This is a genomic window from Paraburkholderia ginsengiterrae (assembly GCF_001645125.1).
Taxonomy (GTDB): Bacteria; Pseudomonadota; Gammaproteobacteria; order Burkholderiales; family Burkholderiaceae; genus Paraburkholderia; species Paraburkholderia ginsengiterrae.
The window spans coordinates 40,974-66,493 of sequence record NZ_LXKA01000110.1 but is presented as its reverse complement, the minus strand read 5'-3'; the positions used below and the strand labels follow the sequence as shown (position 1 = coordinate 66,493).

The following is a 25,520-nucleotide window of genomic DNA, read 5'->3' as shown; positions in this document are numbered from 1 at the left end:
GGCTTTGACGTTCTGCGCAGACCAGCGCGGCGCGTTGTCGTCCTTTGCCGCCGGAGTCGCAGGCAACACGCAAAACTTCGCGTGATGCGGCTCGACAATGTGATTGCACGTCTTATGAAAACTCGGTTATCCCGTGGTCTGGGGACTCTTTTTGCCTTTTTTGTGCTGGCGGGTTGCGCTACGCCTCCGGGCGCAGGCAGCACGTCGGACAGCGGTGTGCCGCTGAGCAGCAAGAACGCGCAGGCGGGTGCTTTCGGACCGCAAGCTTTCGGTAGCGCGCCGGCGTCCGACGCGTCTGCCAAGGGCTCGTCGCTAGCCGATGCCAAACCGCTCACGGATGACAGTTCGGGCATCTCGGACTTTCACCAGACTGGCCGCGCCTCGTGGTACGGCCGGGGCTTCCATGGGCGACTTACCGCCAATGGCGAACGCTTCAACATGCACGCGCTGACAGCGGCGCACCGTACGCTGCCGCTCGGTTCCTATGTCCGCGTGACCAATCCGGCCACTGCGCTGTCGGTTGTCGTGCGTATCAATGACCGTGGTCCGTATGCGCGTGGCCGCGTGATTGATCTCTCCATGGCGGCCGCGTCCGCGCTCCACATGCGCCACGCCGGCACGGCACGCGTCGAGATCGAAGGTTTGACGCAGCAGGAAGCGCGCGCGGCGCAAAACGAAACGCTGGCGATGAACTCGGTTTCGAGCGTCGACAAGTGATGTAACGGCGGCGGGTGCGCGAGGCGCGCCCGGTGATGCCGGTGATGTACGCGCGTCGTTACCGCAGGCCCTCGGGCCACGTCCGCAGAAGCACGAAGGGCCGCATTGCGCGGCCCTTTTCTTTTGCTCGTGTCTGTCGCGGCCTTATTCTTCGTCTTTTTTCAGAGCCAGTGCGCGCGTGTACAGCGCGTTGCGCGGCGCTCCGGTGATGGCCGCCGCGACTTTCGCCGCGCTGCTCACCGTCAATTCCTCTAGCAGAATGGCCAGCAACGCATCGTGATCGTGTTCGCCGGCGGCTTCCTGCTGCGCGCCTTCCACCACCAGCACGAATTCACCGCGCTGCCGGTTCGGATCTTCAGCGAGCCACGTTGGCGCTTCGGCCAGGGTGCCGCAATGCAGCGATTCATGTAACTTCGTCAATTCCCGGGCGATGAGCAACCTGCGCTCGCCGCCGAACGCGTCGGCCAGTGCCTGGACAGTTTCGGCGATCCGGTGCGGTGCTTCGTAGAACACCATCGCATACGGGTGGCTGGCGAGCGGCTGCAGCGCCGCGGCGCGTGCCTTCGCCTTCGGCGGCAGGAAACCGAGAAACGAGAACGTCGCGACCCAGTCGCCGGCCGCGCTTAGCGCGGTCGCGAGTGCGCTCGCGCCGGGTAGCGGAATAACCGGGAAGCCGGCCTCGCGAACCGCGTCGACGAGTTTCGCGCCGGGGTCCGAGATGCCCGGCGTGCCCGCATCGGACACGTAGGCCACGCGTTCGCCCGCTTGGAGATGCTCGATCAGGCGCAGCGCCGCAGCCCGCTCGTTGTGCTGATGCACGGCGACGAGCGGCTTCGAGATGCCATAGCGTGCGAGCAGCTGACCGGTGTTGCGGGTGTCTTCGGCGGCAATGCGGTCCACGAGTCCGAGCACATGCAACGCGCGCAGCGTGACGTCGGAAATATTGCCGATCGGCGTGGCCACCACATACAGCGCGGCGGCGGGGTACTGCTGGCCTTGCGCGAGTTCGGAGAGAGGAGTCATGAGGCAGAAGACGCAGACAGACGGAACAAGGCCGTCATTGTGCCACGCAGGGCCACGCGCTCCGGAAGGCTCACAGGCGGCGAACGCGCCGGCAACGAGCGGCGCAGCCGCCGGCGCGCACAACTTTTCGGGACTCACCGGGTCCAAACTCGTCGGTGCGGCTTTCGAGGCGCGGGCGCAGGAGTTTTTGCAGCGGCAGCGTTTGCGGTTCGTCGCGCGCAATGTGTCGTGCCGTGGCGGCGAGATCGATCTGGTGATGCGCGAGCGCGACGGCGCGCTGGTATTCGTCGAAGTCCGTGCTCGTGCGCAGCGGTGGTACGGCGGCGCGGCGGCGAGTATCGGCTGGCAGAAGAAACAGCGCATTGTGCGCGCGGCGCGCCACTATCTGGCCACTCGTGCGCCGCATGGGCGGGATCAGCCCGTGTGCCGTTTCGATGTGATCGCTTTCGAAGGCGGCCGGCTCGTCTGGTTGCGCGACGCGTTCCGTGCCGACGAAGTCTGACGCCGCGCGCGGAGAACGTGCGTGAGTACGCTAAACTTGCGCACGCGTGCAGGCTACTGCGTAACGCCGGCAACACAGGAAGCAGCGTAAATTGCGATGCTTTAGCGCTCAGGCGCCGGGTTGCCGGACCGGTTGAACGGGAGCCGCACGACTTCACAACACGGCCGCGCAGTGCGGCTCATTCGCGGTAGAAGATAGAGACTCGATGTCAGTCGAACGCATTCAACAACACTTCCGCGACAGCGCGGCGGTCAAACTCGAAGCCCTCGAAACCCTGTCGATGCCGATCGCCGCTGCGATCGACACGATGTTCGGCGCACTCGCCAACGGCAATCGCATTCTTGCGTGCGGCAACGGCGGCTCGGCGGCTGACGCGCAACATTTCGCGGCCGAACTGATCGGCCGCTTCGAGCGCGAGCGGCCGGGCCTGCCGGCGATCGCGCTGAGCACGGACACGTCGGTGCTCACCGCCATCGCCAACGACTATTCGTTTGAACAGATTTTCTCGAAGCAGGTGTGGGCGCTCGGCCAGCCGGGCGACGTGCTGCTGGCCATTACCACGTCCGGCAATTCAGCCAACGTACTGGCCGCCATTGAAGCCGCGCACGAGCGGGAAATGATTGTGATCGCACTCACCGGCAAGGGCGGCGGACGCACGCAGGAAGTACTGAGCAATACCGACATTCACGTGTGCGTGCCGTCGGATCGTACCGCGCGTATTCAGGAAGTGCATTTGCTGACCATCCATTGTCTGTGCGACGGCATCGATGCCATGTTGCTGGGCGAAGATTGAGACCGATTCCGAAGGAGAGCTAGTTGATGAGCGTATTTCGCGTCAAGAAGACACTGGTAAGAACCGTGCTGGTGGTGGGGTTCGCGGCGGGGCTGTCCGCAACATTGCAAGGCTGCTTTCTCGCCGTGGCCGGCGCGGCGGGCGGCGGCGCGCTGGTGGCGACCGACCGGCGCACGCTTGGCGCGCAGACCGAAGATCGCGAGTTGCAGGTCAAGGCGCTCGCGCAGATCAACCAGAATCTGCCCGACACCGCGCACGTCAACGTGACGGTGTTCAACCGCCGCGTGCTGCTGACCGCCGAGGTGGCGGGGGATGTGTCGAAGCAGCGCGCGGAGAACGTCGTGCGTGGCCTGAACAACGTCAACACGATCGTCAACGAACTGGCGATCATGCCGGCCAGCTCGTTTTCGTCGCGCACCAATGACACCTACCTCGAGACGCGCGTGAAGACTGCGCTGATCGCCGAGAAGAATATTTCGGCGAACAACTTCAAGGTCGTCGCCGAGCGCGGCAATCTGTATCTGATGGGCCTCGTGACCATGGACGAAGGCAATCGCGGCGCCGACGTCGCGAGCCGCGTGCCGGGCGTGGTGCAGGTCGTGAAATTGTTCCAGTACATTCAGCCGCAGGAAGCCGCGGCGGCCGCTGCCGCGGCGGCGACGGCGCCGGTTGCCGCTTCGCAGCCGGACGCGAGCGCGCCGACGGTCGGCGCGATTCCTGATTCGTCGGTGAGTGCGCGTCCGCTCGATCAGCAGGCGCCGGCCCCCGTTACCAATTCGGACTCGGTGCACCCGGGTAATCCGAAGGCCACGACGCCGTGATGCGCGGCAGTGCTGTCGTCGTTAGCGCGCTGATGGTCGGCGCGCTGGCGGGTGCGGTCGCGCCGGCGGCGCGTGCTGCTGATACGCCGCCTGGTCAACGGATCGCCAACGCGAATGCCTGCATGGGGTGCCACGCGGTGGACCGCAAACTGGTCGGCCCGTCGTTTCAGCAGATCGCCGCGAAGTACAAGGGCGATGCCCAGGCGCCGGCGAAATTGTCGCGCAAGGTGAAAGACGGGGGCGCCGGCGTGTGGGGCATGATTCCGATGCCCGCGCATCAATCGATGAGCGATGCGGATATTCGGACGGTGGTGGATTGGGTGCTGGCGGGGGCTCCGCCGTCGAGGTGATGATGGCTCCCGATGTCGTTTTGGCAGGCCGGTGGGCTTGGCAAAACGGAAAATCATTGTGCTAGAATAATTTGCACGTTGGGGGGGTAGCTCAGCTGGGAGAGCGTCGCGTTCGCAATGCGAAGGTCGGGAGTTCGATCCTCCTCCTCTCCACCAACAAAACGGCCAGGGAGGTCAGAAGTAATTCCGGAAAAGTCCAAAACCCCGCGTAGCGCAAGGCTCGCGGGGTTTTTTGTTTCTGGCAATCTCCGATGTGGTCCGTAATGCACGTCGCCGTCCCCATCCTCATGGCACTCCCGCGACCCTCCGCAACTAACTTCGGAATCTCCCGAAGTACATTTCCCCATTCCCGCATTTTCCCGTCGAATCAGCTCCCCTAGACTCCGTTCCAGACACACCGCCATCCCTCGCATCATCTAAGGCAGCAGCGGTGCGCACCCCACAACTGGACCCAAAAAGGAACGGAGACACCCATGTCAGCCAACACCTACGAAACTGGCCGCCTAAACCTGCCCTTTGTCGGCATCTGCACATTCGCGAAGTCCCCGCTGTGCCTCGACTGGGACAAAATCGACGCCGACGTCGCCGTGATAGGCGCCCCCTTCGACTGCGGCACACAATGGCGAGCCGGCGCGCGCTTCGGCCCGCGCTCAATCCGTGATGCGTCGACCTTGTTCTCCTTCGGCCACGGCGGCGCCTACGACTTCGAAGACGATGTCGTCTACTTGCCCAGCGACGAAGTCCGCATCGTCGACATCGGCGACGCGGACATGGTGCACACCAACACGGAAAAGAGCCACGCCAACATCGAATACGGCGTGCGTAAGATTCTCGCGGCGGGCGCGTTGCCGGTGGTGATGGGCGGCGACCACTCGATCAACATTCCCTGCATCAACGCGTTCGAAGGTCAGGAGCCCTTTCATATCGTCCATATCGACGCCCACCTCGATTTCGTCGACGAACGCCACGGCGTGCGTCATGGCCACGGCAATCCGCTGCGGCGTGCCGCCGAGAAGAGCGTGGTTTCAGGCATGACGCAGATCGGCATTCGCAACGTGTCGTCGACCGCGCGTGAAGGTTATGCACAGGCGCGCGAGATGGGTTCGGACATTATCTCGGTGCGCGACCTTCGCCGGCTCGGCATTCAGGGCGTGCTGGACCGCATTCCGAAGGGCGTGCGCTATTACCTGACGATCGACATCGACGGCTTCGACCCATCGATCGCCCCTGGCACGGGCACGCCGAGCCACGGCGGCCTGCTGTACTACGAAGGACTCGAGCTGTTCGCCGGTCTTGCCGCGCAGGGTGAAGTCATCGGCATCGACCTCGTCGAAGTCGCGCCCGACTATGACCATTCAGGTTCGACTTCGATTCTGGCGGCGCAACTGCTGCTGAATACGATTGGCCGCGTCATGCATCAACGCAAGGTCAAGCGCAACCTTACCCGTTAAGCAAAGCACTATTTGCCGCCGCGCCTTGCGCGGCTTAACTCCGCAGCCGCCGTTCGCAGCTGATTGCAAAAAGCCTTGACGACCCGCGCCGATTCGCCCCCCTTGCGCGTGATGATCTGGAAGTCCAGATGCGTCACGTAATGCTCGGGATCGATGCGAATCAACAGACCGCTATCTACCCACGGCTGTGCATAGTGCGGCGGCAAAAATCCGATGTAGTTACCCGACAGAATCAGCATGGCGCGGCCTTCGACGTTGTCGACTGAGGCCGCCGCCTGCGGCATGCGCAGCAGCTTCAGTTCCTGGCTGCCGAGATAAGCGCGCGCCGCGAGCCGCTGTTTGCTGAGTACCGAAACAGGCACGCGGCCGCTCGCCCGCTCATATAGCGGATGAGTCGACGCACAGTAGAGCCCTTGCTCCTCGCGATACAGCGGCAAATAGTCGAGACCGGGAATCTGCGCGGGAAACGGCCCGACGGCCAGATGCAGACGCCCATCCAGCACATGCTGCTCCATGCTGCCCGGCGTATCGATCTGCACATGCAGGCGCACGTCCGGCGCCATCTGCCCGAACTCGCGAATCGCTGTCGGCAGCGGCGAGTACTTGTCCGTCAACGTCGCCTCGATCATGCCGAAGCGCAACACGCCCGAAAGCTGATTGCGCAACGCGCCTGCCTCCATATGAAACGTGTCGACCGCGCCGAGCAGACGCTGCGCGGCGGCGTGCAGTTCCGCGCCTTCTTCCGTGAGGCGGAAACCGGCGCGCCCGCGTTCGCACAATCGCAGTCCTAGACGCGTCTCCAGTTGCGACATGTATTCGCTGATGCTCGACGCGCCGATGTTGAGAATCGGCTGCGCCGCGGCGAAGCCACCGCACCTCACGATGGTTTCGAAGATACGCAACAGCTTGAGATCGGTGTCCTGAACTTGCATCGTGCAGCCTCGTTTTTACATCGGAAGTTACTTCGGAAAACCCCGAAATGTGTTTCGTCAATGATGCATTTTATTGGAGAATTTGGCTACCCAGAATAATGCTCAACCCCCTGCCCAAAGCCCGGCAAACGTAAGCGGGCAGCGGGGCTCAAAGCGATGTTTTCTGCGCCGAAGCGTGGCGCGTTCGACACCTCAGGTGACGGCGCGTTTCTGGCGCGTCACGATGTGAGGAGAGGACGATGAAAAAGCCGTACGCAAGCGCAAGCTGGTTGGCAGCAGTCGCTTTGAGCACGATGTCCCTAAGCGCGACTGCAGGCGAGCAGGTCGTCAAGATCGGCTTGACCGGTCCCTTGACCGGCCCGCAAGCGGCGATCGGCAAGGACGACGAAAACGGCGTGAGAATGGCGATCGAGCGCCTGAACGCCGAGGGTCTCGTCATTGGCGGTCAGAAGACTCGCTTCGAACTTGTCTCGCAAGACGACGCCGCCGATCCACGTACCGGCATGACCGTTGCACAAAGCCTTGTCGACGCCAACGTGAAGGTCATCTTCGGGCCTTTCAATTCAGGCGTCGCGATTCCGATTTCAAACCTGGTAAATGTCTCGGGCATTGTCATGGCGACGGTCGCGTCGAACCGGTCGATCACGCAGCACGGCTACCCGTTCGTGTTTCGCATCTCCGCCAGCGACACGCAGCTTGGCAGCCGCATGGGTGTGTTTGCGGCAAAGGAACTCAAGATCAAGCGTATTGCCGTGATCGACGATCGGACGGCATACGGCCAGGGCGTCGCCGATGAATTCATCGCCGCAGCAAAGGCCAACGGCATCGAGATCGTGGATCGTGAATATACGACCGACAAGGCGACCGACTTCGTGTCGATTCTCACGCATGTCAAGGGCGCGAACGCGGAAGGCATTTTCTACGGCGGCTACTACGCCCAAGCCGGCGCCATGCGCAAGCAGATGAAGCGCCTCGCGATGAACGGCTACCTGCTCGGCGGCGACGCCATGTGCAACGCCGAACTCGGAAAACTCGGCGGCGATGCGGTCGACACGCGCGTGTATTGTCCGCAAGGCGGACCTGTTCTCGAGCAGACCGAGAAAGGCCGTCAGTTCAAGGCGGACTACAAGCAGCGTTTTCATACCGAGCCGTTGACCTATAGCGCCGCTTTGTACGACGGCGTGAATATCGTTGCGCAGGCCATGCAGAAGGCCAACTCGATCGAACCGGCCCAGTATCGTGAGGCGCTGGCGGGCATCGATTGGCAAGGTGTTTCGGGTCACTACCGGTTCGACAAGAATCGCGATCTGACCGACTCGCCCATCACGATTTATACCTATCGGAATGGTGAGCCGACGCCGCTGGCATCCGCACAGCCGTAACGCGACGCCACCCAGCCTGTGCGACGAAATACGACGCACGACACTGCCGCAACCACTGTGGTGTCGTGCACAAAAGCGGGTGCCTAATTAACGCGCTTATGCCGTATGCGCCGTCGTTTGGGCGAGGCGATAGCTTTCCATCAGATCAGTCATGAAAACTTGCAGGATCGCCGGGGGCACTGCAGCTCGCCGGATGATCGCGCAAAACGGCCATTGAGAACCGAACTGGTCGGGGCATATCCGGTGCATCTCGTCGCGCGCGACCCATCGGGCGGCATAGTGAATCGGTAGGAATCCGATATATGCGCCGGACAGAATGAGTATGGCCTGTGCCTCGATATTGTCGACGGTGGCTGCGGCCTTGCTCACCTTCAGCATGCGCAGGTCGTGCTGCTGCAGATAGCCACGCGCGACAACCCGGCTTGATGCAATGGCCTGTTCGAGCGCGGCATCATTCGGCGCGAGGCCGGCGAGCACATGGTTCTTGCCGCAATACAGACCGTCCGGCTCGCCATAGAGGTCGGTATAGGTTAGCCCCGGCACGTGCAGCGGAAAATGCCCGACGGCAATGTGCAACCGGCCATCCAGCACACGTTCTTCCAGTTCGGCAGGCGTGCCGACGTAGACATCCAGATGCACGTCGTGCCCCCGCGACACGAACGCCTGCAATGCCTGCGGCAACGGCGAGTCGGAGTCGGTCACCGTGTTGTCGATGATGCCGAGATACAGCTTGCCCGAGACGTGCTTCTTCAGCGCGGCCGTATCCACGCAAAAGCTCTCTACCGCCACCTGCAACCGTTGCGCCGCCTCGTACGTTGCCACGCCATGCTCGGTGAGGCGAAAACCACTCCGGCCTCGCTCGCAAAGCTTGAGCCCCAGGCGCGTTTCCAGCGTCGTCATCTGCTCGCTGATCGTCGACTGGCTGACGTTCAGGGTCGCCTGGGCGGCGGAAAACCCGCCGCATCGAACCACCGTCATGAAGACCCTCAGCAGTTTGAGGTCCACGTCCTGCAACTGAATCACCGTCTCGCTCCTATTGCACTGCTTGCTTCGAATTTCCCGATATGAACATCTGATTCACGTGATTTTTACCCTTTATCGTCTCGTCCATAGTCTCTCAAAACGCGTCGCAGTCACAACCCGCGTTTATATCGATGGCGCACCGGCCGTTTGTACACGGCTCGATAGCGGCCAATCCAAAAGACAGGAGACAAAGATGGACAGCGTTGTACAACAGTACCTCGAGCAATTCGGCGTGTGCGAAGCGACGCAGCGCTTTCTCGCCAAGCCGCAGAAGATGCTGATTGGCGGGACCTGGATCGCGCAAGGCGACCGGGAATCCTTTGCGGTGATCGAGCCGTCCACCGCGGGCGTGATCACGCACATTCCGCTCGGCACGATGGCCGATCTCGATCGCGCGGTCGAGGCGGCCCGCCAGCAATTCGACGGTGGAGCGTGGCGCAGGCTCAAGCCGCTCGAGCGTGAACGGCTGCTCCATCGGCTCGCGGATCTGATCGAAGCCAATGCGACGGAGCTGGCCGAAATCGAGTCGATCGACGTCGGCAAGTCGGTCGCCAATGCACGCGACGTCGACATTCAAGGCACGGTCGATACGTTCCGTTATTTTGCGGGCTGGGCGTCGAAGCTTCACGGCCGCACGGTGGAACCCTCGCTGCCCGGCGATTACGTGGCCTACACGCGCAAAGAGCCGATCGGCGTGATTGGCGTAATCGTGCCGTGGAATTTCCCGCTGCAAACCATGGCGTGGAAGGTAGCGGCTGCGCTTGCCACGGGGTGCACGACCGTCATCAAGCCGGCTGAACTGACTTCGCTGTCCACGCTGCGCTTCGCGGAACTGGTGCAGGAGGCCGGCATTCCGGACGGCGTGGTGAGCGTCATCACCGGACGAGGGCGCGACATTGGCGCGGCCATGGCTGCTCATCCCGGCATCGACAAGATCACGTTCACGGGTTCCACCGAGGTGGGCCGCACGGTCGGCCACACGGCCGCGAGCGGCATCAAACGCCTCACGCTTGAACTGGGCGGCAAATCGCCGGTGCTGGTGCTGGACGATGCCGACATCGAGGCAGCAGCCCAAGCCGTGGCGAACGGCATCTTCTTCAATTCCGGACAGGTTTGCGATGCAGGCACGCGGGTGTACGTTCAACGCGGCATTCACGACAAATTCATGGGTGCGCTGATCGAACACACACGCTCGCTGAAGATCGCACCCGGGCTCGATCGGGATTGCTTCATCAGCCCGCTTGTGTCCGCTCTCCAGATGGATCGCGTGGCGTCGTATATCGAAGCCGGGCGGCGCGAAGGCGCGGAACTCGTCCATGGCGGCCGCGTGCTGGACCGGCCGGGTTACTTCGTCGAACCGACCATCTTCGCGCACTGCCGCAGCGGCATGAAAATCGTCCGCGAAGAAATTTTCGGCCCCGTGCTGGTGACCACACCGTTTGATGACCTGGGCGATGCGTTGTCTCAAGCCAATGATTCACCGTACGGTCTCGCAGCCGCGATCTACTCCAATGACCTGAACCGCGTGCATCGGCTGATTCCGCAATTGCGCGCGGGGACTGTCTACGTCAATGCCCATAGCACGATCGACCCGTCGATGCCGTTCGGCGGATTCAAGGCGTCCGGTTTCGGCAAAGACCTCGGTCCCGAACAACTCGATCATCTGATGGAGAGCAAGGCGGTCTGGATCACGTTGCGTTGAACCGGCAATCCGGATCCATCTCCATTCCATCAACCTCTCATCGCAGCCAGGGGTGCATGATGCAAGCAACAGATGAAGCAGTGAAGGGCGCGGTAGCCGGGATCGAGCACGGCGTCATTGAAGGCCACTCAATCGATTTCATTCCGGATAACGAAAGAACGGATAGATTATCCAGGCAGGGGCCGTTCTGGTTTCTAGGCAATTTCACGTTTTTCACCATGACCATCGGCTTCGTTGGTCCGAGCATTGGTCTTAGCGCGCTATGGACCACGATAGCCGGCACGCTTGGCATCATGTTCGGCACGTTGTTCATGGCCTTTCACGGCTCGCAGGGTCCGCATCTCGGCCTGCCGCAGATGATTCAGTCGAGAGCGCAGTTCGGCTATCGCGGAGTGGTGGTCGTCCTGCTGGCGACACTGTTCGTGTTCGCGGGATTCAATATCGTCAACCTAGTGCTGATGATGCAGGGTCTCAAATCGCTGTTCGCGTGGGACCCCATCAAGGTGGCGCTAGCCGTCACGGTGCCGGCTTCGGTTCTTGCGGTGCTCGGCCACGACTGGATGCACCGCAGTTTCAAATGGGCGTTGTATCTGTCGCTGCCGCTTTACGGCATCGTCACGGTGGCGGTCCTGATGCATTGGGTGCATGACGTGCCCCTTGCCGCTGTCGCACCGGGCGCCGCGCCGACGCCGCCGCTGGGCTTCAACTGGACCGCATTCATCGCGCAATTCGCGGCCGCCGCCAGCTACAACATCGCGTATGCACCGTATGTGTCCGACTATTCGCGCTACCTGCCGAAAAACACGCCGAGCGGCAAACTGATCGCGGCGGTATTCCTTGGCGCCTCGTTGTCCGGGGCGTGGATGATCGCGATTGGCGGCTGGCTCGCGGACCATCTGCATGCCACCGACGTGCTGGTCGCACTGAACCAGGTGGGCAGCGATATGGCGCCGGGAATGGGCAGCGTCGTGGTGGGCGTCACGATCCTCGCGTTTTTGCCGGTGATCGCGATGAACATCTATAGCGCGAAGCTGACAGCCATCACGGCATTGGATTCGTTCCGCAAAGTCCAGCCGACCCCGGCCGCGCGCATTCTGGCAATTCTCTTCGTGGTCGTTCTTCAACTCGGCGTGGCGCTCAGCATCTATACCTCGGGCAAGGGGCTTTCCGTCCTGAACATTTACCTCGTCGTCATGCTGTATTTCCTGGTGCCGTGGACCGCGGTCAATCTGACGGATTACTTTTTCGTCCGCAAGGGGCGCTATGCGATCCCGCACTTCTTCATGCCTCACAACAACCTCTACGGCAAATGGGGCGCGCGCGGTTTGATCGCGTACGCAATCGGCTTCGTCGCGATGATTCCGTTCTTCTGCGTGCTCGACGGCGCCAACGAAGTGTATGTGGGTCCGCTTGCCCGCGCGATGGGCAGCGTCGACCTCGCCTGGCTGGTCGGTCTGTTCGTCTCGGGCATTGCGTATTACGCGTTGTCGCGCTCGCTCGATCTGAAGCATGAGGAATCGGTTATCGCGCAGATCGAGAGGACCTCTCCGCAATACACCACAGGCGACAAAGGCCGCTACTGACATGGCGGCGAACCCTTCACGATTAGAAAGTCAGGTAAATATCATGGCTACCGAGCAATTCGATTACATCATTGTGGGCGCCGGGTCGGCCGGCTGCGTATTGGCCAACCGGCTCACCGAGGACCCGAAGGTTAGCGTTCTGGTGTTGGAATACGGCGGCAGCGATCGCAGCGTCATCATCCAGATGCCGAGCGCGTTTTCGATGCCGATGAACACGTCGAAATTCAACTGGCGTTATCAGACCGCACCTGAACCGCATCTCAATGGGCGCCAGTTGCATTGTCCGCGCGGCAAAGTGTTGGGCGGGTCGTCGTCGATCAACGGCCTCGTCTATATTCGCGGCCACGCTTACGACTTCGACGAGTGGGAAGAACTGGGCGCGCGCGGCTGGGGCTATCGCAACTGTTTGCCGTACTTCCGGCGTGCCGAGACCTATAAGTTCGGCGGCGACGAATACCGGGGCGCGGCGGGACCGCTGTGCACCAACAACGGCAACAACATGGCAAATCCGCTTTACGGCGCATGGGTCGAGGCGGGTGCGGAGGCTGGCTACATCAAGACGGAGGACTGCAACGGTCACATGCAGGAAGGCTTCGGCGCGATGCATATGACGGTTAAGAACGGCGTGCGCTGGTCGACGGCCAACGCCTACCTGCGCCCGGCGATGAAGCGGCCCAATCTCAAGGTGGTGACGAACGCGATGACGCGTCAGGTGATTCTCGAGGGCAAGCGCGCCGTTGGAGTCGCTTACGATCAAGGCGGCCGCACGCATGTCGCGCGCTGCCGTGCTGAAGTGTTGATCGCCTCGGGGCCGATCGGTTCGCCCCACCTGCTGCAACGCTCCGGCATCGGGCCGGCCGACGTTCTGCGCAAGGCGGGAATCGAGGTCAAGCATCACCTGCCCGGGGTCGGCGAAAACCTGCAGGATCACGCGGAAATTTATATCCAGTACGCGTGCAAGGAGCCTGTCACGCTCAACTCGAAGATGGACCCGTTCAGCAAGTTCATGATCGGACTGCGCTGGCTTCTGTTCAAGGATGGTCTGGGCGCCAGCAACCATTTCGAGGCGGGCGGATTCATCCGTTCCGAAGCGGGTTTGCGCTGGCCGGACATCCAGTTCCATTTCCTGCCCGCGGCCATGCGTTATGACGGCGACAAGCCGTTCAAGGGCCACGGCTTCATGGTGCTGACCGGACCGAACAAGCCGAAGAGCCGAGGTCACGTGCGAGCGGTATCGGCCGATCCGTACGCGCACCCGGAGATCCGCTTCAACTATCTGGATCGTGAAGAGGACCGCGAAGGATTCCGGCGCTGCGTGCGCCTGACGCGGGAAATCATCGGGCAGCCGGCAATGGATCGTTTCCGCGATGCCGAACTCGCTCCCGGTCCCGGCGTTCAGACGGACGAGCAGATCGACGCGTTCGTCAGGGCGAATCTCGAGAGCACGATGCATCCGTGCGGCTCGTGCCGCATGGGCGAAGACGACATGGCGGTGGTCGATTCCGAGTTGCGGGTGCGCGGCATCGACGGGCTGCGGGTGATCGATTCGTCAGTATTCCCGACGGAGCCCAACGGCAACCTGAATGCGCCGACTATCATGCTCGCCGAGCGTGCTTCGGATCTGGTTCGCGGTGCGTCGATGCTGCCGCCGTCCGACGCCGACGTGGGTCTTGCCGAGGGATGGGAGACACGCCAGCGCACGCATGCGCCGGCGCGCAGCGTGACTGTCGAGTAACCCGATTACCGGCGCAAGCGTTATGTCCATGCCGTTGCGCTCGCGCTGCCCGTACTGGCGCAGCGCGTCAGCGTAAGAGCGTCGCGCTTAGAACTTATCCCAGCCGTCTTCCGCGCCGGCCGCGACCGCTGCCAGCGCGGCAACCGGCGCAGGCGTAGCACGCGCGGCGCGCCGCACGGGTGCGACAGCGCTCTCGCGCCGCGGCGTCTCTTTGCGCAAAGGCGAATGAGACGCCGAGCCGGCACCGGAAGCTCCCGCGGAATGATTCGTCAGAATCTGGAAGAACGCCACGGCTTCATTCAGCTGCTGGCCCTGATCTTCCATCGACCGCGAAGCCGCCGCCGCCTGTTCCACCAAAGCGGCGTTCTGCTGCGTGACGTTGTCCATCTGCGTAATCGCCACGTTGACCTGCTCGATGCCACGGCTTTGCTCGGTCGACGCCGCCGCGATCTCCGACATGATGTCCGTCACGCGTGCCACGGCCTGGGTGACTTCGGCCATCGTCTTGCCTGCTTCGCCGGCGAGCGACGAGCCGTCGCGGATCTTTTCTACGGAAGTGGCGATCAGATCCTTGATTTCCTTGGCCGCGGTCGATGAACGTTGCGCGAGGCTTCGCACTTCGCTTGCGACCACCGCGAAGCCACGGCCCTGTTCGCCGGCCCGCGCCGCTTCGACGGCCGCATTCAGCGCGAGGATGTTGGTCTGGAATGCAATGCCTTCGATGATGCCGGTGATGTCCGCGATCTTGGTCGAGCTGTCGCTGATGTCGTGCATGGTGTTCACCACCTGGCTCACCACCGTGCTGCCTTTCTGCGCGACCGACGAAGCGTTTGCCGCCAGCATGCTGCCTTGCTGCGCGTTGTCGGCATTCTGCTTCACCGTGGAAGTCAGCTCTTCCATGCTCGCTGCCGTTTCCTGCAACGACGCGGCCTGCTGTTCGGTGCGCTGGCTCAGGTCCATATTGCCCGCGGCAATCTCGCGGGCGGCGCCGGCAATGCTCGTGCTGCTGTCGCGCACGCGTCCGACAATCGACGTTAGCCGTTCGTTCATCTCGCGCAGGGCATTCAACAGCTTGCTGGTTTCGTCGCGGCCCTCAACGGTGATGCGCGTGCGCAGATCGCCTTCCGACACCGTGCGCGCCACGTCGATTGCAAAGCGCAACGGACCGGTCACCGAGCGCGTGATCAGCACGCAGGCGCCGATCGCGAGCGCGATGGCGATCAGGCTCAACGCAATCAGCAGATTGCGCTGGTTCTCGTAGTGCGCGGCGTATTCGTTGACCAATTGCTCCTGGCGGCCATGCGTATAGTCGGCATACGCATCAGTCGCGCGAATCAGTGCGGCGAGCAACGGCCGGCATTGAGTGTCCATCTTGGCAATGGCTTCATCTTTCTTGTTGGCCAGTGCGGAGTTGACGATGTCGAGTGCGACCGGTCCGTAGGACGCTTCCACCCGGTTGATTTCCGCGACGAGGCTGCGCGCTTTTTCCGTGGTGTCGGTTGCTTTCGCAATCATGTCGTTCAGCTTTTTCAGGTCGGTCTGCACGTCTTCGTGCGCGCGCAGCACGTCCGCTTTTTCCAGGTCGAGATCCTGGGGTGTGGTCACCAGCACGAGATTGCGCGCGGCAATCGCGCGGCGGTCGACGGCGGTTCGCACCTGCACCGCCATATCCGCGCGTGCGTTGATGCCGTGCACGTAGTTGGAGAAACCATCGGTTGAGTCGCTTAGCGCTTTCAGGGACAGCCCGGAAACCGCGACGACAATGCATGACAGAAGGCCGAAACCCGTGATGAGTTTGGTCTTGATCGTGAGGTGCTTGAGTGACATCTTGTTATTCTCCAATAACGAAACGTGAACGTGTTCGCAATGGACTCTCAGGTCCGGGCATGGGAGCGTCTAGTTGCCTGCCGAACATCACGGCGGCCCCGCGCGGTTTTTCCCTTCGGAGTCTTATGCCAATTGCATGATTTGCCATGCAACGACACAAGACGCAAACGGGTATCCCATCTATTGGTTATCGGATCGGACGCACGAGGACTTAAGTCGGATCGGGTATATCGCTATAAACTTGCGCGAAATGAGAGAAGAACACGGAAATTTAATGGGGAATGACTATAATTTCTCGCCTGATGAAAGCATAAGATTACGATTTCATTTCATCTTCGAGAAAGCGCTGGTGCGGGCGTGCCGCGGCCATATCGCACGCATCACGAATGTTCCTGTTCCGCGCACCAGAGCCTCTGTTACGCTACCGGTTCACGGCACGCGCCTCACCGGACGCGGCCCAATTCCCCACGCGCTCTGGTCAGCGCGTGGTCAACTGGACAGCTTCAGATGACGCGCCGACCGAACATCGTTATCGCGATTAGCATCGTGCTGGCGAGCGCAATTCTTGCGATCGCGGTATGGGTGCTGGCGCAAATGCGCGATGACGCGTTGCGGCGCGCTCAGGATTCCGTTTTCAACGTGTCGTTGCTCGTCGAGCGCGACGTGTCGCGCAATCTGGAGATCTACGATCTGTCGTTGCGGGCCGTCATCGAGGGGCTGAAGCAGCCCGGCTTGCTGGAGTTGTCGCCCACCATCCGTCATATGGTGCTGTTCGACGGCTCGGCAAGCGCGAAAGATCTGGGCTCGATCATCGTGACCGACGAAAACGGCGTCGTAACGTTCGATTCGCAAGCCTCGCCGCCGCGCCACATCAATGTCGCAGACCGTGACTACTTCAAGGTGCAGCGCGACTCGCCCAACGTCGGCCTGTACGTCAGCCGCCCGTTCACGCCCAAGATCGCGAGCAAGGAAACCAGCATTGCGTTGAGCCGGCGTATCTCGCGGCCGGACGGCAGCTTCGCCGGTGTGGTGGCCGGCACCATGCGCCTCGCGTATTTCCGCAAGTTGTTCGACGGTATGAACCTCGGCGCCGGCGGATCGATGGCGCTGATGCTGAGCGACGGCACCATGCTGATGCGGCGTCCGTACGATCCGAAAATCATTGGCATCAATCTGACCGGCACGGCCAATTACACGCGCTTCACCCAGCAACCGAGCGGCGACTTCTTCGGCACAGCGGCGATCGATGGCGTCGAGCGCTGGTATGCATTCCGGCATATCGACATGTATCCGATGATTCTCGACGTGGCGCTGTCCACGCGTGATATCTACGTGGGGTGGCGGCGTCGCGCCTGGATCATCGGCTCGCTGATTCTCTCGCTCGACGCGACGATCATCGCGCTGGCGTTCCTGTTTGCGCATCAACTGCAGCGCCGCTACGCCGCCGAGGAAGAGTTGCGCGTGCTGGCACGCACGGATGGGCTGACCGGCCTGAATAACCGCCGTACCTTCGAAGAGCATGCCGAAGTGGAGTGGCGCCGCGCCCAGCGCAATGCGTGGCCGCTTTCCATGCTGCTGATCGACGTGGACAGTTTCAAAGGCTTCAACGACCTGTACGGTCATTCGGCGGGCGACGACGCGCTGATCGGCGTGGCGCGCTGCATTGCGCAGAGCGTGCGGCGTCCGGGCGATACGGCGGCGCGCTACGGCGGCGAAGAGTTTGCCGTGCTGTTGCCGGATACCGACGAAGCCGGAGCGATCGGCATCGCCGAGAAGATTCGCGCCGCGGTTCAGGCGCTCCAGTTGCGCCACGTGGCGAGTTCGCACCACGTGCTGACGGTGAGTATTGGAATCGCCACCACGCTGGGGCAGTCGTTCGCCACGAGCCGCGCCCTCGTGAACGCCTCCGACGAGGCGCTCTACGAAGCGAAAGACGCGGGGCGCAACCGTGTGCTGTGCTATCGCGCGTTGGCTCACCCGCTGCCTGACACGGCCGCCAAGGCGCCGGGCAGTGAAGCCCGAAACTCCATCTAGCGCGGCGACCATAATTTTATCCGGGTAATATGTTGTGTATTAATTTAACCCGGATATAATTCGACAAATTCTTCTTTTCGGAGTTTGTCATGACCCCTCATCCTGCTACCTGCACCGCCTTCGAAGGACATCGCCGCATCGCCTCGGGCACGCTGCCCGAGGTGGCGCTGGCGGTCAGCGCGGTGCTCGCGCGCGGCGAACAGGCGCCGGTTCTAGTTTTTGACGACATCACGAGCCGTCCGGTCGAGTTCGATTTGCGCGGCACGCCCGACGAGATCGTCGCGCGGCTGGCGAGCGCCGATTCCACCCAAGCAACGGCCCCAAACGCCGGTGCGTCAGAGGACGACGCACCGCGCGGGCGTGGCCGGCCCAAGCTCGGTGTCGTGGCCCGCGAGGTCACGCTGCTGCCGCGTCATTGGGACTGGCTGAATGGGCAATCGGGAGGCGCCTCGGTCGCGTTGCGCAAACTGGTCGACGCGGCCCGCGCCGCGAGTGAAAACAAGGACCGCCAACGTGCGGCGCAGGAAGCGGTGTATCGCTTCATGACTGCGCTTGCGGGCAATCTGCCGCTCTATGAAGAGGCCACCCGTGCACTCTATGCCGGCGATCGCGCGCGCCTGGGCGAGATCGTGGCCGCATGGCCGGAAGACGTGCGCGAGCATGTGTCGCGGCTTGCTGAGCGCGCCTTCGCGATGCCTGTATAACGGCGGTCGACTCATAGCCGCTGTTAACTCAACGAGTCGCACAGGCAAAAAAAAATCCGCTCACACTGGGGATGCGTGAGCGGAAAAGTCGGAGAGTTACAACAACGCGTGCGTCCACTCGTGGGGGTCAACGCAGCCACAGAAGTCTAAGAGTCCCCCGCTTCGCCATACATCAGACAAATCCCAAAGACGGACTCAATGGTGACACTAGCTCGCAACGCGCCCGGCCTTTCGTGAACCTCGTCGTCGGCGCGCGGTGCCGCTTACAACATCCTGTCCCGCTTATACCCGCCATTCATCAGATCAAGACTCCTCTTTGTCCGCCGTAAATGAGATGGGATAGCCGCTACGTGTCCGCTGGATCGCGAATGTTTCGCGACGGCGTGGCGGCGCATGTGTCCCGTTGCGACTCGCGAAGGATAGTGAAATGAAGTGGTTCGACCGCATGCCCGTATTCAGGAAGCTGCTGCTGGCGTTTGCCGTGGTGATTGGCTTTTGCGTCGTGATCGGCGGGACTTCGCTGAGCACGCTGGCGTCGATGCACGGGATTACCGATGCCATCTACAATCGGCACATGAACGGCCTCTACTGGATGGAAGAGGCCAACCGCCACAAGATCGATTCCGATCTGGCCGCAGCGAATCTCGGCTACGCCGCCGATGACGCCGGCCGTCAAAAGTTGAAGGACAGCATTGTCGGCTCGCTCAGGAGCATGCACGGCGCCTACGATCAATACCGGACGACGATCGAGACGGGCAAGGGCCAGGAACTGTTCGACGACGTGCTGCGCAAGTCTGCGGTGTGGGAAGGCATCGTGCATCAGCAGATCGGACTCGAACCGATTCCGGCCGGCGTCGACAACAACGAACTCGTGCGCCGTGCGATTGCGTCGAGCGAGGCACTGCGCGATCGCATCACGGCGCTGATCGACTATCGCCGCCAGCAAGCCAACGACGCGCAGCAGGAAGCGACCGCTGATTATCAACACATGCGCATCGTGATGATCGCGCTGGTGCTCGGTGCGCTGGTCGCAGGCATGGTGCTCGCGATGGTGATTGCGCGCCGTCTGTCGCGGCAGCTCGGCGGCGAACCGGATTACGCCATGCAGATTGCCAACCGCATCGCGGACGGCGATCTGAGCGTGCGCGTCGACACCCGCGCGGGCGACAACCACAGCATGCTGTTCGCGTTGCGCAACATGCGTGAGCGGCTGGCGGGGATCGTCTCGGGCATCAGCGAATCGAGCGAGTCGATCCTGATGGCGTCCGGCGAGATCGCGCAGGGCAATACCGATCTGTCGCAGCGCACCGAAGAGCAGGCCGCCGCATTGCAGGAAACCGCGTCGAGCATGCAGGAGCTGACCTCGACGGTGAAGATGAACGCCGAGAACGCGCAGCAGGCGGGCGGCGTGGCGCACGGCGCGTCCGAAGTCGCGGCGCGCGGCAGCCATCTCGTCAGCGACGTGGTCGAAACGATGCGTGAGCTCGCGGCCGGCTCGAAGCGCATGACCGACATCATCGCGGTGATCGAAGGGATCGCGTTCCAGACCAATATCCTCGCGCTGAACGCAGCCGTGGAAGCGGCGCGCGCTGGCGAACAGGGCCGCGGCTTCGCGGTCGTGGCGGGCGAGGTGCGCTCGCTCGCGCAGCGCAGCGCGGTCTCGGCCAAGGAGATCAAGGAGCTGATCGAAAGCTCGACGGCGCGCGTGGGCAGCGGCGCCGAACTGGCCGAGCGTGCCGGGCAGACCATGGCCGAAGTCACGCACGCGGTCAAACGCGTGACAGACATCATGGGTGAGATTTCCTCGGCCTCGCAGGAGCAAAGCACCGGCATCGAAGAAGTCAACCGCGCGGTCGCGCAGATGGACGACGTGACCCAGCAGAACGCGGCGCTGGTCGAGCAGGCGGCGGCCGCGGCGGCATCGATGGCGGATCAGGCGCGGCAGTTGCAGGCGGCCGTCACGGTGTTTTCGCTGGAATCGCGGCACGGCTGAGCGCGTTGCGCACCAGCGGGGGCGGGTTCGCCATGTCCTCGCCAGCCCTCGGCCACGCGCTTTGCGTGGCGCTTGCCAGGCCCAATGGCACTCCGTACACTCGCGCGTAATTCCTGACGGCGCCGGACTCCGGCGCCTTCCACCACACCAAGCGCCGAACAGAGGAGAACCCCCGCCATGGCCGATTCCTATTTCCCCCGCTGGCGCCCCCAGTCAGCCGGCGCCGAAGGCCGCGTGGTCGGCACCGACGAGCGGCTCGCCTGGCCGCAGATGTTCGCCATGGGCGTGCAGCACGTGGTCGCGATGTTCGGCTCGACTGTGCTCGCGCCGCTGCTGATGGGCTTCGATCCGAACCTGTGCATCTTCATGTCGGGCATCGGCACATTGCTGTTCTTCGTGCTGGTGGGCGGCCGCGTGCCGAGCTATCTCGGGTCGAGCTTCGCGTTCATCGGTCTCGTGATCGCGGTGACGGGGTACGGCGGGCATGGTCCGAATCTGAACATTCCGGTGGCGCTGGGCGGGATCATCGCGTGCGGCGTGGTGTACGCGATCGTCGGCCTGATCGTTTCGGCGGTGGGCACCACATGGATCGAGACGCTGATGCCGCCGGTGGTGACCGGCGCGATCGTCTGCGTGATCGGTTTGAATCTCGCGCCGATCGCGGTGCACGGCGTGAGCGGCAGCAACTTCGATTCGTGGATGGCCTTGATCACCGTGCTGTGCGTGGGCGCAGTGGCGGTGTTCGCGCACGGCATGCTGCAGCGTCTGCTGATCCTGGTCGGCCTGCTGATGGCGTATGTGATTTACGCCATCGTCACGAACGGCATGGGGATGGGCAAGCCGATCGATTTTTCGATTGTCGCGAACGCCGCGTGGTTCGGCATGCCGCACTTCACGGCGCCGGTGTTCAACTTCCAGGCCATGACTTTGCTCGCGCCGATCGCAGTGATTCTGGTGGCCGAGAATCTCGGGCATATCAAGGCGGTGAGCGCGATGACCGGGCAGAACCTCGACCGCTACGTCGGCCGCGCGTTTCTCGGCGACGGCCTCGCCACGATCGTGTCCGGTTTTGCGGGCGGCACCGGCGTGACGACGTATGCCGAGAACATCGGCGTGATGGCGGTCACCAAAATCTATTCGACGCTGGTGTTCGTGATCGCGGCGCTGATCGCACTGGTGCTGGGTTTTTCGCCGAAGTTCGGCGCGGTGATCCAGACCATTCCGGGGCCGGTGCTGGGCGGCGTGTCGATCGTCGTGTTCGGGCTGATCGCCGTGACCGGCGCGCGCATCTGGGTGGTCAACAAGGTGGACTTCTCCGACAACCGGAACCTGATCGTGGCGGCCGTGACTCTCGTGCTCGGCGCCGGGGACTTTTCGTTGAAGCTGGGCGGTTTTGGCCTCGGCGGTATCGGTACCGCGACGTTCGGCGCGATCATTCTGTACGCGCTTCTGAGGCGGAAGCCGGCCCAGGGGGCCGTGGCCTGATTCACCTCCCTTGCTGAATGACCTGTTACCGCCGGTTCGCCGGCGGCGCCTGAGTCCGCACCTTAGTCCGCACCGGTAGCCTGAGCACGCTATCCAAACCGCGCTATTTCCTGCGCGCGGTCAGCGCCGTTTCCGACAGATCCACTTCGCGCATCAGCTTGTTCAACGTCTCGTCGTTGATGGCCTGACTGCTGCGCAACCCCAGCAGTGTCTTGCGTTCAGCCCGCATGGCTGCCAGCTTCATTCTGAACTCCAGCGCATCGGCGCGGCGCGCCAGCTCGCGGGGTTCGCGTTCTTCGTCGAGCGTGGCGAGGCGGCGCCGGTAGAGATCCATCACCCGCGCGGTGACATCGACCGCGTAGGCCGAAGCCGATTCATCCAGATTCGCGCACTCGGTGTCGTGCATGTCGTCGACCGCGCGAATCGCGGCTTGCGCGGCCAAGGTACGGGCGAGCGCTTCCTCGGCGGCATGCGGATCCTTGCCACGCCGCCAGCCGCTCAGCAACAACGGTAACGCCACCACCGCCACCAGCAGCGACAACAGAATCACGCCCGAGGCGATGAAAATCGCCAGATCGCGGCCCGGCAACGGCACGCCGCCAGGCAAGATTTCCGGTAACGACAACACGCCCGCCAGCGTCAGCGCGCCGCGCACGCCCGCTACCGTTGTCACCGCCACGGTGCGCAAGCCCGGCACGGCGTTCGCCATGCCACGCTTCGCGGCGCCACGGCTCGCAAACCAGCGCAGCAGCCACACCCACACGAAACGCATCGCGTAGAGCGCCGCGCCTACCGCGGCGATATAGCCGATCAGCAGCCCTACCTGCGCGTCGCTGGTTTCGTGCGCGTCGAGCAATGCGCGGCCGAGAATGTGCGGAAATTGCAGCCCGAGCAGAATGAACACCATGCCGTTGAAGACGAACTCGATCATGGTCCACGTGCTGTTGGCCCGCACCCGCGACGACACCGGCCCGACGGTCGCAATCGCCGCGTAGTTCATCATCATGCCGGCCGCGACCGCAGCCAGAATGCCGGACAGCTCGAAGCGCTCGGCGATCAGATAAGCGGCGAACGGAATCAGCAGCGTCATCACCACGCCGGGCGCCGGATCGCCTTCTTGCGTGAGATTCAGAAAACGCGCCGACACGAAGCTGAACAGCCAACTCACCGCCGCGCCCGTCGCGAGCCCGCCCACGGCGATAATCACGAAACTGATCGACGCGTCGCGCAGCGAAAACACGCCGGTCAGTGCCGCGGCAATCGCGAACTTCAACGCGACGAGGCCCGACGCGTCGTTCATCAGCGCCTCGCCTTCGAGAATGTGCATGAGCTGCCCAGGGATCCTGCCCTTGCCCGCGATGCCGGTGAGTGCCACCGCATCGGTCGGCGACAGCACCGCGGCGGGCGCGAACGCAACCGGCAGCGAGATCGACGGCACCAGCGCATGCACGAAGTAGCCGACCACTAGCACCGTCATGAAAACCAGTCCGAGCGCGAGCATCAGGATCGAGCGGCGCGCCATGAAGAACTCACGCTTGGGAATGCGCCATCCGTCCGCGAACAGCAGCGGCGGAACGAACAGCAGCATGAAAATCTCCGGATCGAAGGTGACGTGCAGACCGAGTCTCGGCCACGCGAGCATCGCGCCGATCGCGATCTGCACGAGCGGCAGCGGCAGCGCGACCGGAAGCAAACGGACGACGACGCCGGATGCGGCGACGGCGAGCAACAGGATCAATACGGTAAAGACAATGTCCATCGGTCTGTTTCTGGGGATATGACGGTGGCTTCTTTGGTGGCGGCCGACGTTGGCGCCGCGTAGCGTTCACGACGCGCCATGGCGAAGTGTAGCCCGCCGAGTTTAGCCCGATGATGCGCCGCACCGCCGCCGGCCTGGCACGACGGCGCGCAACGGGACGAACCACGGCAAGTGAACGCGCCATACCTGCGATGCACCTTGCTGGTGCGTCCCACGCCCACGCACAGCGCATCGGCCGGTCCACCGGTGCACGCTTTCATGCGAATTTCAATCGTACGTGCGCCAGCGTGCGCATGGAGCTTGCTTAAGCCATTCCGATGACGCACATTTGGGAGATGGTGCCGAGGTTGTTCGCGCCCGCGTTCGGACCGGCCCGGCTCTCTGGCGTAAGAGGATGGCATGACGATTGCGCAACAGGAAAGGACGGCCGCCGCGCCGCATGGCTTCGACGTGGAGGTGACGTCGGGGCTCGAACGTTTCTCAGTGCAGCATGGCGAGCTGACGCTGACGAGCGTGTTTCAACCGATTTTCAGCCTGTCGCACATGCGGGCGGTCGGCTACGAGGGGCTGCTGCGCGCGCACGACGCGCTCGACCGGCCCGTGTCGCCGCTCGACGTGTTCGGCGACGCGGCGCGCGTCGGCGACGTGCTGCACGTCGACCGGCTCGCGCAGACCCTGCATCTCGAGAATTTCAACGTGCTCGGCGCCGAGCGCGAGTGGCTGTTCCTGAACGTGCATCCCGGTGCGCTGACCGATCCGTATCTCTCGGCCGCGTTGCTGGCCACGCTGAAGCGGCTCGATCTGCCGCCGCGGCGCATCGTGCTCGAAGTGCTCGAGCAGCGCGCCGACGACCTCGAACGTCTCGCCGACGCGGTGCGCCAGTTCCGCGAGCGCGGCTTCCTGATCGCCCTCGACGATTTCGGTGCGGGACATTCGAACGTCGAACGGATCTGGCAATTGAATCCGGACATCGTGAAGCTCGACCGCATCATGCTCTCGCACGCCGCGCATCGCGCCGACATGGCGACGATTCTGCCGGGACTCGTCGCGTTGCTGCACGAGGCGGGCAAGCTGGTGCTGATCGAAGGAGTGGAAACGGAGCATGAAGCGCAGATGGCGCTCGCCTGCAACGCCGACTTCGTGCAGGGCTTTTTCTTCGGCCGCCCGAATCCCGGCGCGGCCGATGCAGCGCAGGCGGCGGCCTGCATCAGCGAACTCACCGAACGCTATCGCGATCAGACCGAGGCGCGCGAGCGCCGCAATGCCAGCCGTCTCGCGCCGTATTTGCGCGCGTTCGAGCGCGCGGCGGAGCGGCTGGCGGCCGGCGAGCCGCTCGAGGAGGTCTGCTGGAATTTTCTCGCGCTCGACCATGCCGCGCGCTGCTTCCTACTCGATGCCAAGGGCAAGCAGGCGGGCCGCAACGTCGTGCTGCGGGCCGATCGCGCCGCGCATGAGACGCGCTTCCTGCCGCTTGCCGACGCGCAAGGGGCGAACTGGCTGCGCCGTCCGTATTTCCGCGATGCGATCAATGCGCCGGAGCGCGTGCACGTGACGCGTCCGTATCTGTCGATCAACGAGGCGCTGCCGTGCGTGACGCTTTCCGTGGCGACGCGGGTCGGTGAGCAGACCTGCGTGCTGTGCGGCGATATCGACTGGGTGGAGGAAGAGCCGTTCTGAGATCATGTCGTTTTCAACGACTCTCAG

Annotated in this window: 20 protein-coding genes and 1 tRNA gene; 16 read left to right on the top strand and 5 right to left on the bottom strand. The window is 63.1% G+C overall.

The genetic code is table 11. The features are described 5' to 3' along the window. The first annotated feature begins 114 nt into the window (after nucleotides 1-114). Nucleotides 115-717 (top strand): septal ring lytic transglycosylase RlpA family protein, encoded by a 603-nt coding sequence (locus tag A6V37_RS08425; protein ID WP_423213101.1) that lies wholly within the window; start codon nucleotides 115-117, stop codon nucleotides 715-717. 144 nt (nucleotides 718-861) lie between these two features. On the opposite strand, the gene rsmI is transcribed toward A6V37_RS08425, so the two are convergent. Next, nucleotides 862-1,740 (bottom strand): 16S rRNA (cytidine(1402)-2'-O)-methyltransferase, encoded by an 879-nt coding sequence (rsmI, locus tag A6V37_RS08420; protein WP_064285909.1) that lies wholly within the window; start codon nucleotides 1,738-1,740, stop codon nucleotides 862-864. Here rsmI and A6V37_RS08415 point away from each other — a divergent pair. From A6V37_RS08415 to speB, 6 genes are all read left to right on the top strand, one after another. Further along, entirely contained in the window at nucleotides 1,739-2,242 is a 504-nt protein-coding gene (locus A6V37_RS08415; RefSeq protein WP_100249361.1) for a YraN family protein, read from the top strand. The two genes, rsmI and A6V37_RS08415, sit on opposite strands and share 2 nt — an antisense overlap. A 205-nt stretch (nucleotides 2,243-2,447) precedes the next feature. Beyond that, nucleotides 2,448-3,035, top strand: a complete 588-nt coding sequence (locus A6V37_RS08410; protein ID WP_064266813.1) for a phosphoheptose isomerase — start codon at nucleotides 2,448-2,450, stop codon at nucleotides 3,033-3,035. Between the two features lie 26 nt (nucleotides 3,036-3,061). Further along, nucleotides 3,062-3,856, top strand: a complete 795-nt coding sequence (locus tag A6V37_RS08405; protein WP_064285908.1) for a BON domain-containing protein — start codon at nucleotides 3,062-3,064, stop codon at nucleotides 3,854-3,856. Further along, a complete protein-coding gene (locus tag A6V37_RS08400; RefSeq protein WP_064266811.1) occupies nucleotides 3,856-4,206 on the top strand; it encodes a c-type cytochrome in 351 nt (116 codons plus the stop codon). Before A6V37_RS08405 ends, A6V37_RS08400 begins: the two co-directional genes overlap by 1 nt. A gap of 80 nt (nucleotides 4,207-4,286) precedes the next feature. Next, nucleotides 4,287-4,362 (top strand) — tRNA-Ala (locus A6V37_RS08395). Nucleotides 4,363-4,679: 317 nt separating this feature from the next. Next, on the top strand, nucleotides 4,680-5,657 hold the full coding sequence (gene speB, locus A6V37_RS08390; protein WP_064285907.1) for an agmatinase: 978 nt from the start codon (nucleotides 4,680-4,682) through the stop codon (nucleotides 5,655-5,657). Between the two features lie 8 nt (nucleotides 5,658-5,665). On the opposite strand, the gene A6V37_RS08385 is transcribed toward speB, so the two are convergent. Further along, nucleotides 5,666-6,589 (bottom strand): LysR family transcriptional regulator, encoded by a 924-nt coding sequence (locus A6V37_RS08385; protein ID WP_064266809.1) that lies wholly within the window; start codon nucleotides 6,587-6,589, stop codon nucleotides 5,666-5,668. A 239-nt stretch (nucleotides 6,590-6,828) separates the two neighbouring features. Here A6V37_RS08385 and A6V37_RS08380 point away from each other — a divergent pair, with 239 nt between their 5' ends. Continuing rightward, nucleotides 6,829-7,971, top strand: a complete 1,143-nt coding sequence (locus A6V37_RS08380) for a branched-chain amino acid ABC transporter substrate-binding protein (RefSeq protein WP_064266808.1) — start codon at nucleotides 6,829-6,831, stop codon at nucleotides 7,969-7,971. 96 nt (nucleotides 7,972-8,067) lie between these two features. On the opposite strand, the gene A6V37_RS08375 is transcribed toward A6V37_RS08380, so the two are convergent. Beyond that, entirely contained in the window at nucleotides 8,068-8,994 is a 927-nt protein-coding gene (locus tag A6V37_RS08375; protein WP_064266807.1) for a LysR family transcriptional regulator, read from the bottom strand. Between the two features lie 193 nt (nucleotides 8,995-9,187). Between A6V37_RS08375 and A6V37_RS08370 the strand changes: the two genes are divergently transcribed. Genes A6V37_RS08370 through betA form a run of 3 tightly spaced genes read left to right on the top strand, consistent with a single transcriptional unit; the run spans nucleotide 9,188 to nucleotide 14,014 of the window. After that, a complete protein-coding gene (locus A6V37_RS08370) occupies nucleotides 9,188-10,696 on the top strand; it encodes an aldehyde dehydrogenase family protein (protein ID WP_064266806.1) in 1,509 nt (502 codons plus the stop codon). Nucleotides 10,697-10,752: 56 nt separating this feature from the next. Next, the gene (locus tag A6V37_RS08365; RefSeq protein ID WP_100249360.1) at nucleotides 10,753-12,279 is read left to right on the top strand and encodes a purine-cytosine permease family protein; all 1,527 of its coding nucleotides are present in this window, start codon (nucleotides 10,753-10,755) and stop codon (nucleotides 12,277-12,279) included. 43 nt (nucleotides 12,280-12,322) lie between these two features. Beyond that, complete coding sequence (betA, locus tag A6V37_RS08360; protein WP_064266805.1) at nucleotides 12,323-14,014, top strand: choline dehydrogenase; 1,692 nt, start codon at nucleotides 12,323-12,325, stop codon at nucleotides 14,012-14,014. 87 nt (nucleotides 14,015-14,101) lie between these two features. Here the strand turns inward: betA and A6V37_RS08355 are convergent, their stop codons facing one another. Next, the gene (locus tag A6V37_RS08355) at nucleotides 14,102-15,841 is read right to left on the bottom strand and encodes a methyl-accepting chemotaxis protein (protein ID WP_064266804.1); all 1,740 of its coding nucleotides are present in this window, start codon (nucleotides 15,839-15,841) and stop codon (nucleotides 14,102-14,104) included. A gap of 507 nt (nucleotides 15,842-16,348) precedes the next feature. Between A6V37_RS08355 and A6V37_RS08350 the strand changes: the two genes are divergently transcribed. From A6V37_RS08350 to A6V37_RS08335, 4 genes are all read left to right on the top strand, one after another. Then, nucleotides 16,349-17,875, top strand: coding sequence for a sensor domain-containing diguanylate cyclase (locus A6V37_RS08350; protein WP_064266803.1), 1,527 nt, complete (start codon nucleotides 16,349-16,351; stop codon nucleotides 17,873-17,875). Nucleotides 17,876-17,964: 89 nt separating this feature from the next. Further along, a complete protein-coding gene (locus A6V37_RS08345; protein ID WP_064285906.1) occupies nucleotides 17,965-18,579 on the top strand; it encodes a DUF2239 family protein in 615 nt (204 codons plus the stop codon). A gap of 427 nt (nucleotides 18,580-19,006) precedes the next feature. Then, nucleotides 19,007-20,572, top strand: a complete 1,566-nt coding sequence (locus tag A6V37_RS08340) for a methyl-accepting chemotaxis protein (protein WP_064266801.1) — start codon at nucleotides 19,007-19,009, stop codon at nucleotides 20,570-20,572. 177 nt (nucleotides 20,573-20,749) lie between these two features. Then, complete coding sequence (locus tag A6V37_RS08335; protein WP_064266800.1) at nucleotides 20,750-22,057, top strand: solute carrier family 23 protein; 1,308 nt, start codon at nucleotides 20,750-20,752, stop codon at nucleotides 22,055-22,057. Nucleotides 22,058-22,160: 103 nt separating this feature from the next. Here A6V37_RS08335 and A6V37_RS08330 read toward each other — a convergent pair whose 3' ends face one another. Continuing rightward, nucleotides 22,161-23,816, bottom strand: a complete 1,656-nt coding sequence (locus A6V37_RS08330; RefSeq protein ID WP_064285905.1) for a Na+/H+ antiporter — start codon at nucleotides 23,814-23,816, stop codon at nucleotides 22,161-22,163. A gap of 399 nt (nucleotides 23,817-24,215) precedes the next feature. Between A6V37_RS08330 and A6V37_RS08325 the strand changes: the two genes are divergently transcribed. Next, entirely contained in the window at nucleotides 24,216-25,493 is a 1,278-nt protein-coding gene (locus tag A6V37_RS08325) for a sensor domain-containing phosphodiesterase (protein ID WP_064266798.1), read from the top strand. The last annotated feature ends 27 nt before the right edge of the window (nucleotides 25,494-25,520 follow it).

Excerpts from the sequence above, each read along its gene's own strand:
- A6V37_RS08425 (WP_423213101.1), top strand. The coding sequence starts at position 115 with ATGAAAACTCGGTTATCCCGTGGTCTGGGGACTCTTTTTGCCTTTTTT.
- A6V37_RS08415 (WP_100249361.1), top strand. The coding sequence starts at position 1,739 with ATGAGGCAGAAGACGCAGACAGACGGAACAAGGCCGTCATTGTGCCAC.
- rsmI (WP_064285909.1), bottom strand. The coding sequence starts at position 1,740 with ATGACTCCTCTCTCCGAACTCGCGCAAGGCCAGCAGTACCCCGCCGCC.
- A6V37_RS08410 (WP_064266813.1), top strand. The coding sequence starts at position 2,448 with ATGTCAGTCGAACGCATTCAACAACACTTCCGCGACAGCGCGGCGGTC.
- A6V37_RS08405 (WP_064285908.1), top strand. The coding sequence starts at position 3,062 with ATGAGCGTATTTCGCGTCAAGAAGACACTGGTAAGAACCGTGCTGGTG.
- A6V37_RS08400 (WP_064266811.1), top strand. The coding sequence starts at position 3,856 with ATGCGCGGCAGTGCTGTCGTCGTTAGCGCGCTGATGGTCGGCGCGCTG.
- speB (WP_064285907.1), top strand. The coding sequence starts at position 4,680 with ATGTCAGCCAACACCTACGAAACTGGCCGCCTAAACCTGCCCTTTGTC.
- A6V37_RS08385 (WP_064266809.1), bottom strand. The coding sequence starts at position 6,589 with ATGCAAGTTCAGGACACCGATCTCAAGCTGTTGCGTATCTTCGAAACC.
- A6V37_RS08380 (WP_064266808.1), top strand. The coding sequence starts at position 6,829 with ATGAAAAAGCCGTACGCAAGCGCAAGCTGGTTGGCAGCAGTCGCTTTG.
- A6V37_RS08370 (WP_064266806.1), top strand. The coding sequence starts at position 9,188 with ATGGACAGCGTTGTACAACAGTACCTCGAGCAATTCGGCGTGTGCGAA.
- A6V37_RS08365 (WP_100249360.1), top strand. The coding sequence starts at position 10,753 with ATGATGCAAGCAACAGATGAAGCAGTGAAGGGCGCGGTAGCCGGGATC.
- betA (WP_064266805.1), top strand. The coding sequence starts at position 12,323 with ATGGCTACCGAGCAATTCGATTACATCATTGTGGGCGCCGGGTCGGCC.
- A6V37_RS08355 (WP_064266804.1), bottom strand. The coding sequence starts at position 15,841 with ATGTCACTCAAGCACCTCACGATCAAGACCAAACTCATCACGGGTTTC.
- A6V37_RS08350 (WP_064266803.1), top strand. The coding sequence starts at position 16,349 with ATGACGCGCCGACCGAACATCGTTATCGCGATTAGCATCGTGCTGGCG.
- A6V37_RS08345 (WP_064285906.1), top strand. The coding sequence starts at position 17,965 with ATGACCCCTCATCCTGCTACCTGCACCGCCTTCGAAGGACATCGCCGC.
- A6V37_RS08340 (WP_064266801.1), top strand. The coding sequence starts at position 19,007 with ATGAAGTGGTTCGACCGCATGCCCGTATTCAGGAAGCTGCTGCTGGCG.
- A6V37_RS08335 (WP_064266800.1), top strand. The coding sequence starts at position 20,750 with ATGGCCGATTCCTATTTCCCCCGCTGGCGCCCCCAGTCAGCCGGCGCC.
- A6V37_RS08330 (WP_064285905.1), bottom strand. The coding sequence starts at position 23,816 with ATGGACATTGTCTTTACCGTATTGATCCTGTTGCTCGCCGTCGCCGCA.
- A6V37_RS08325 (WP_064266798.1), top strand. The coding sequence starts at position 24,216 with ATGACGATTGCGCAACAGGAAAGGACGGCCGCCGCGCCGCATGGCTTC.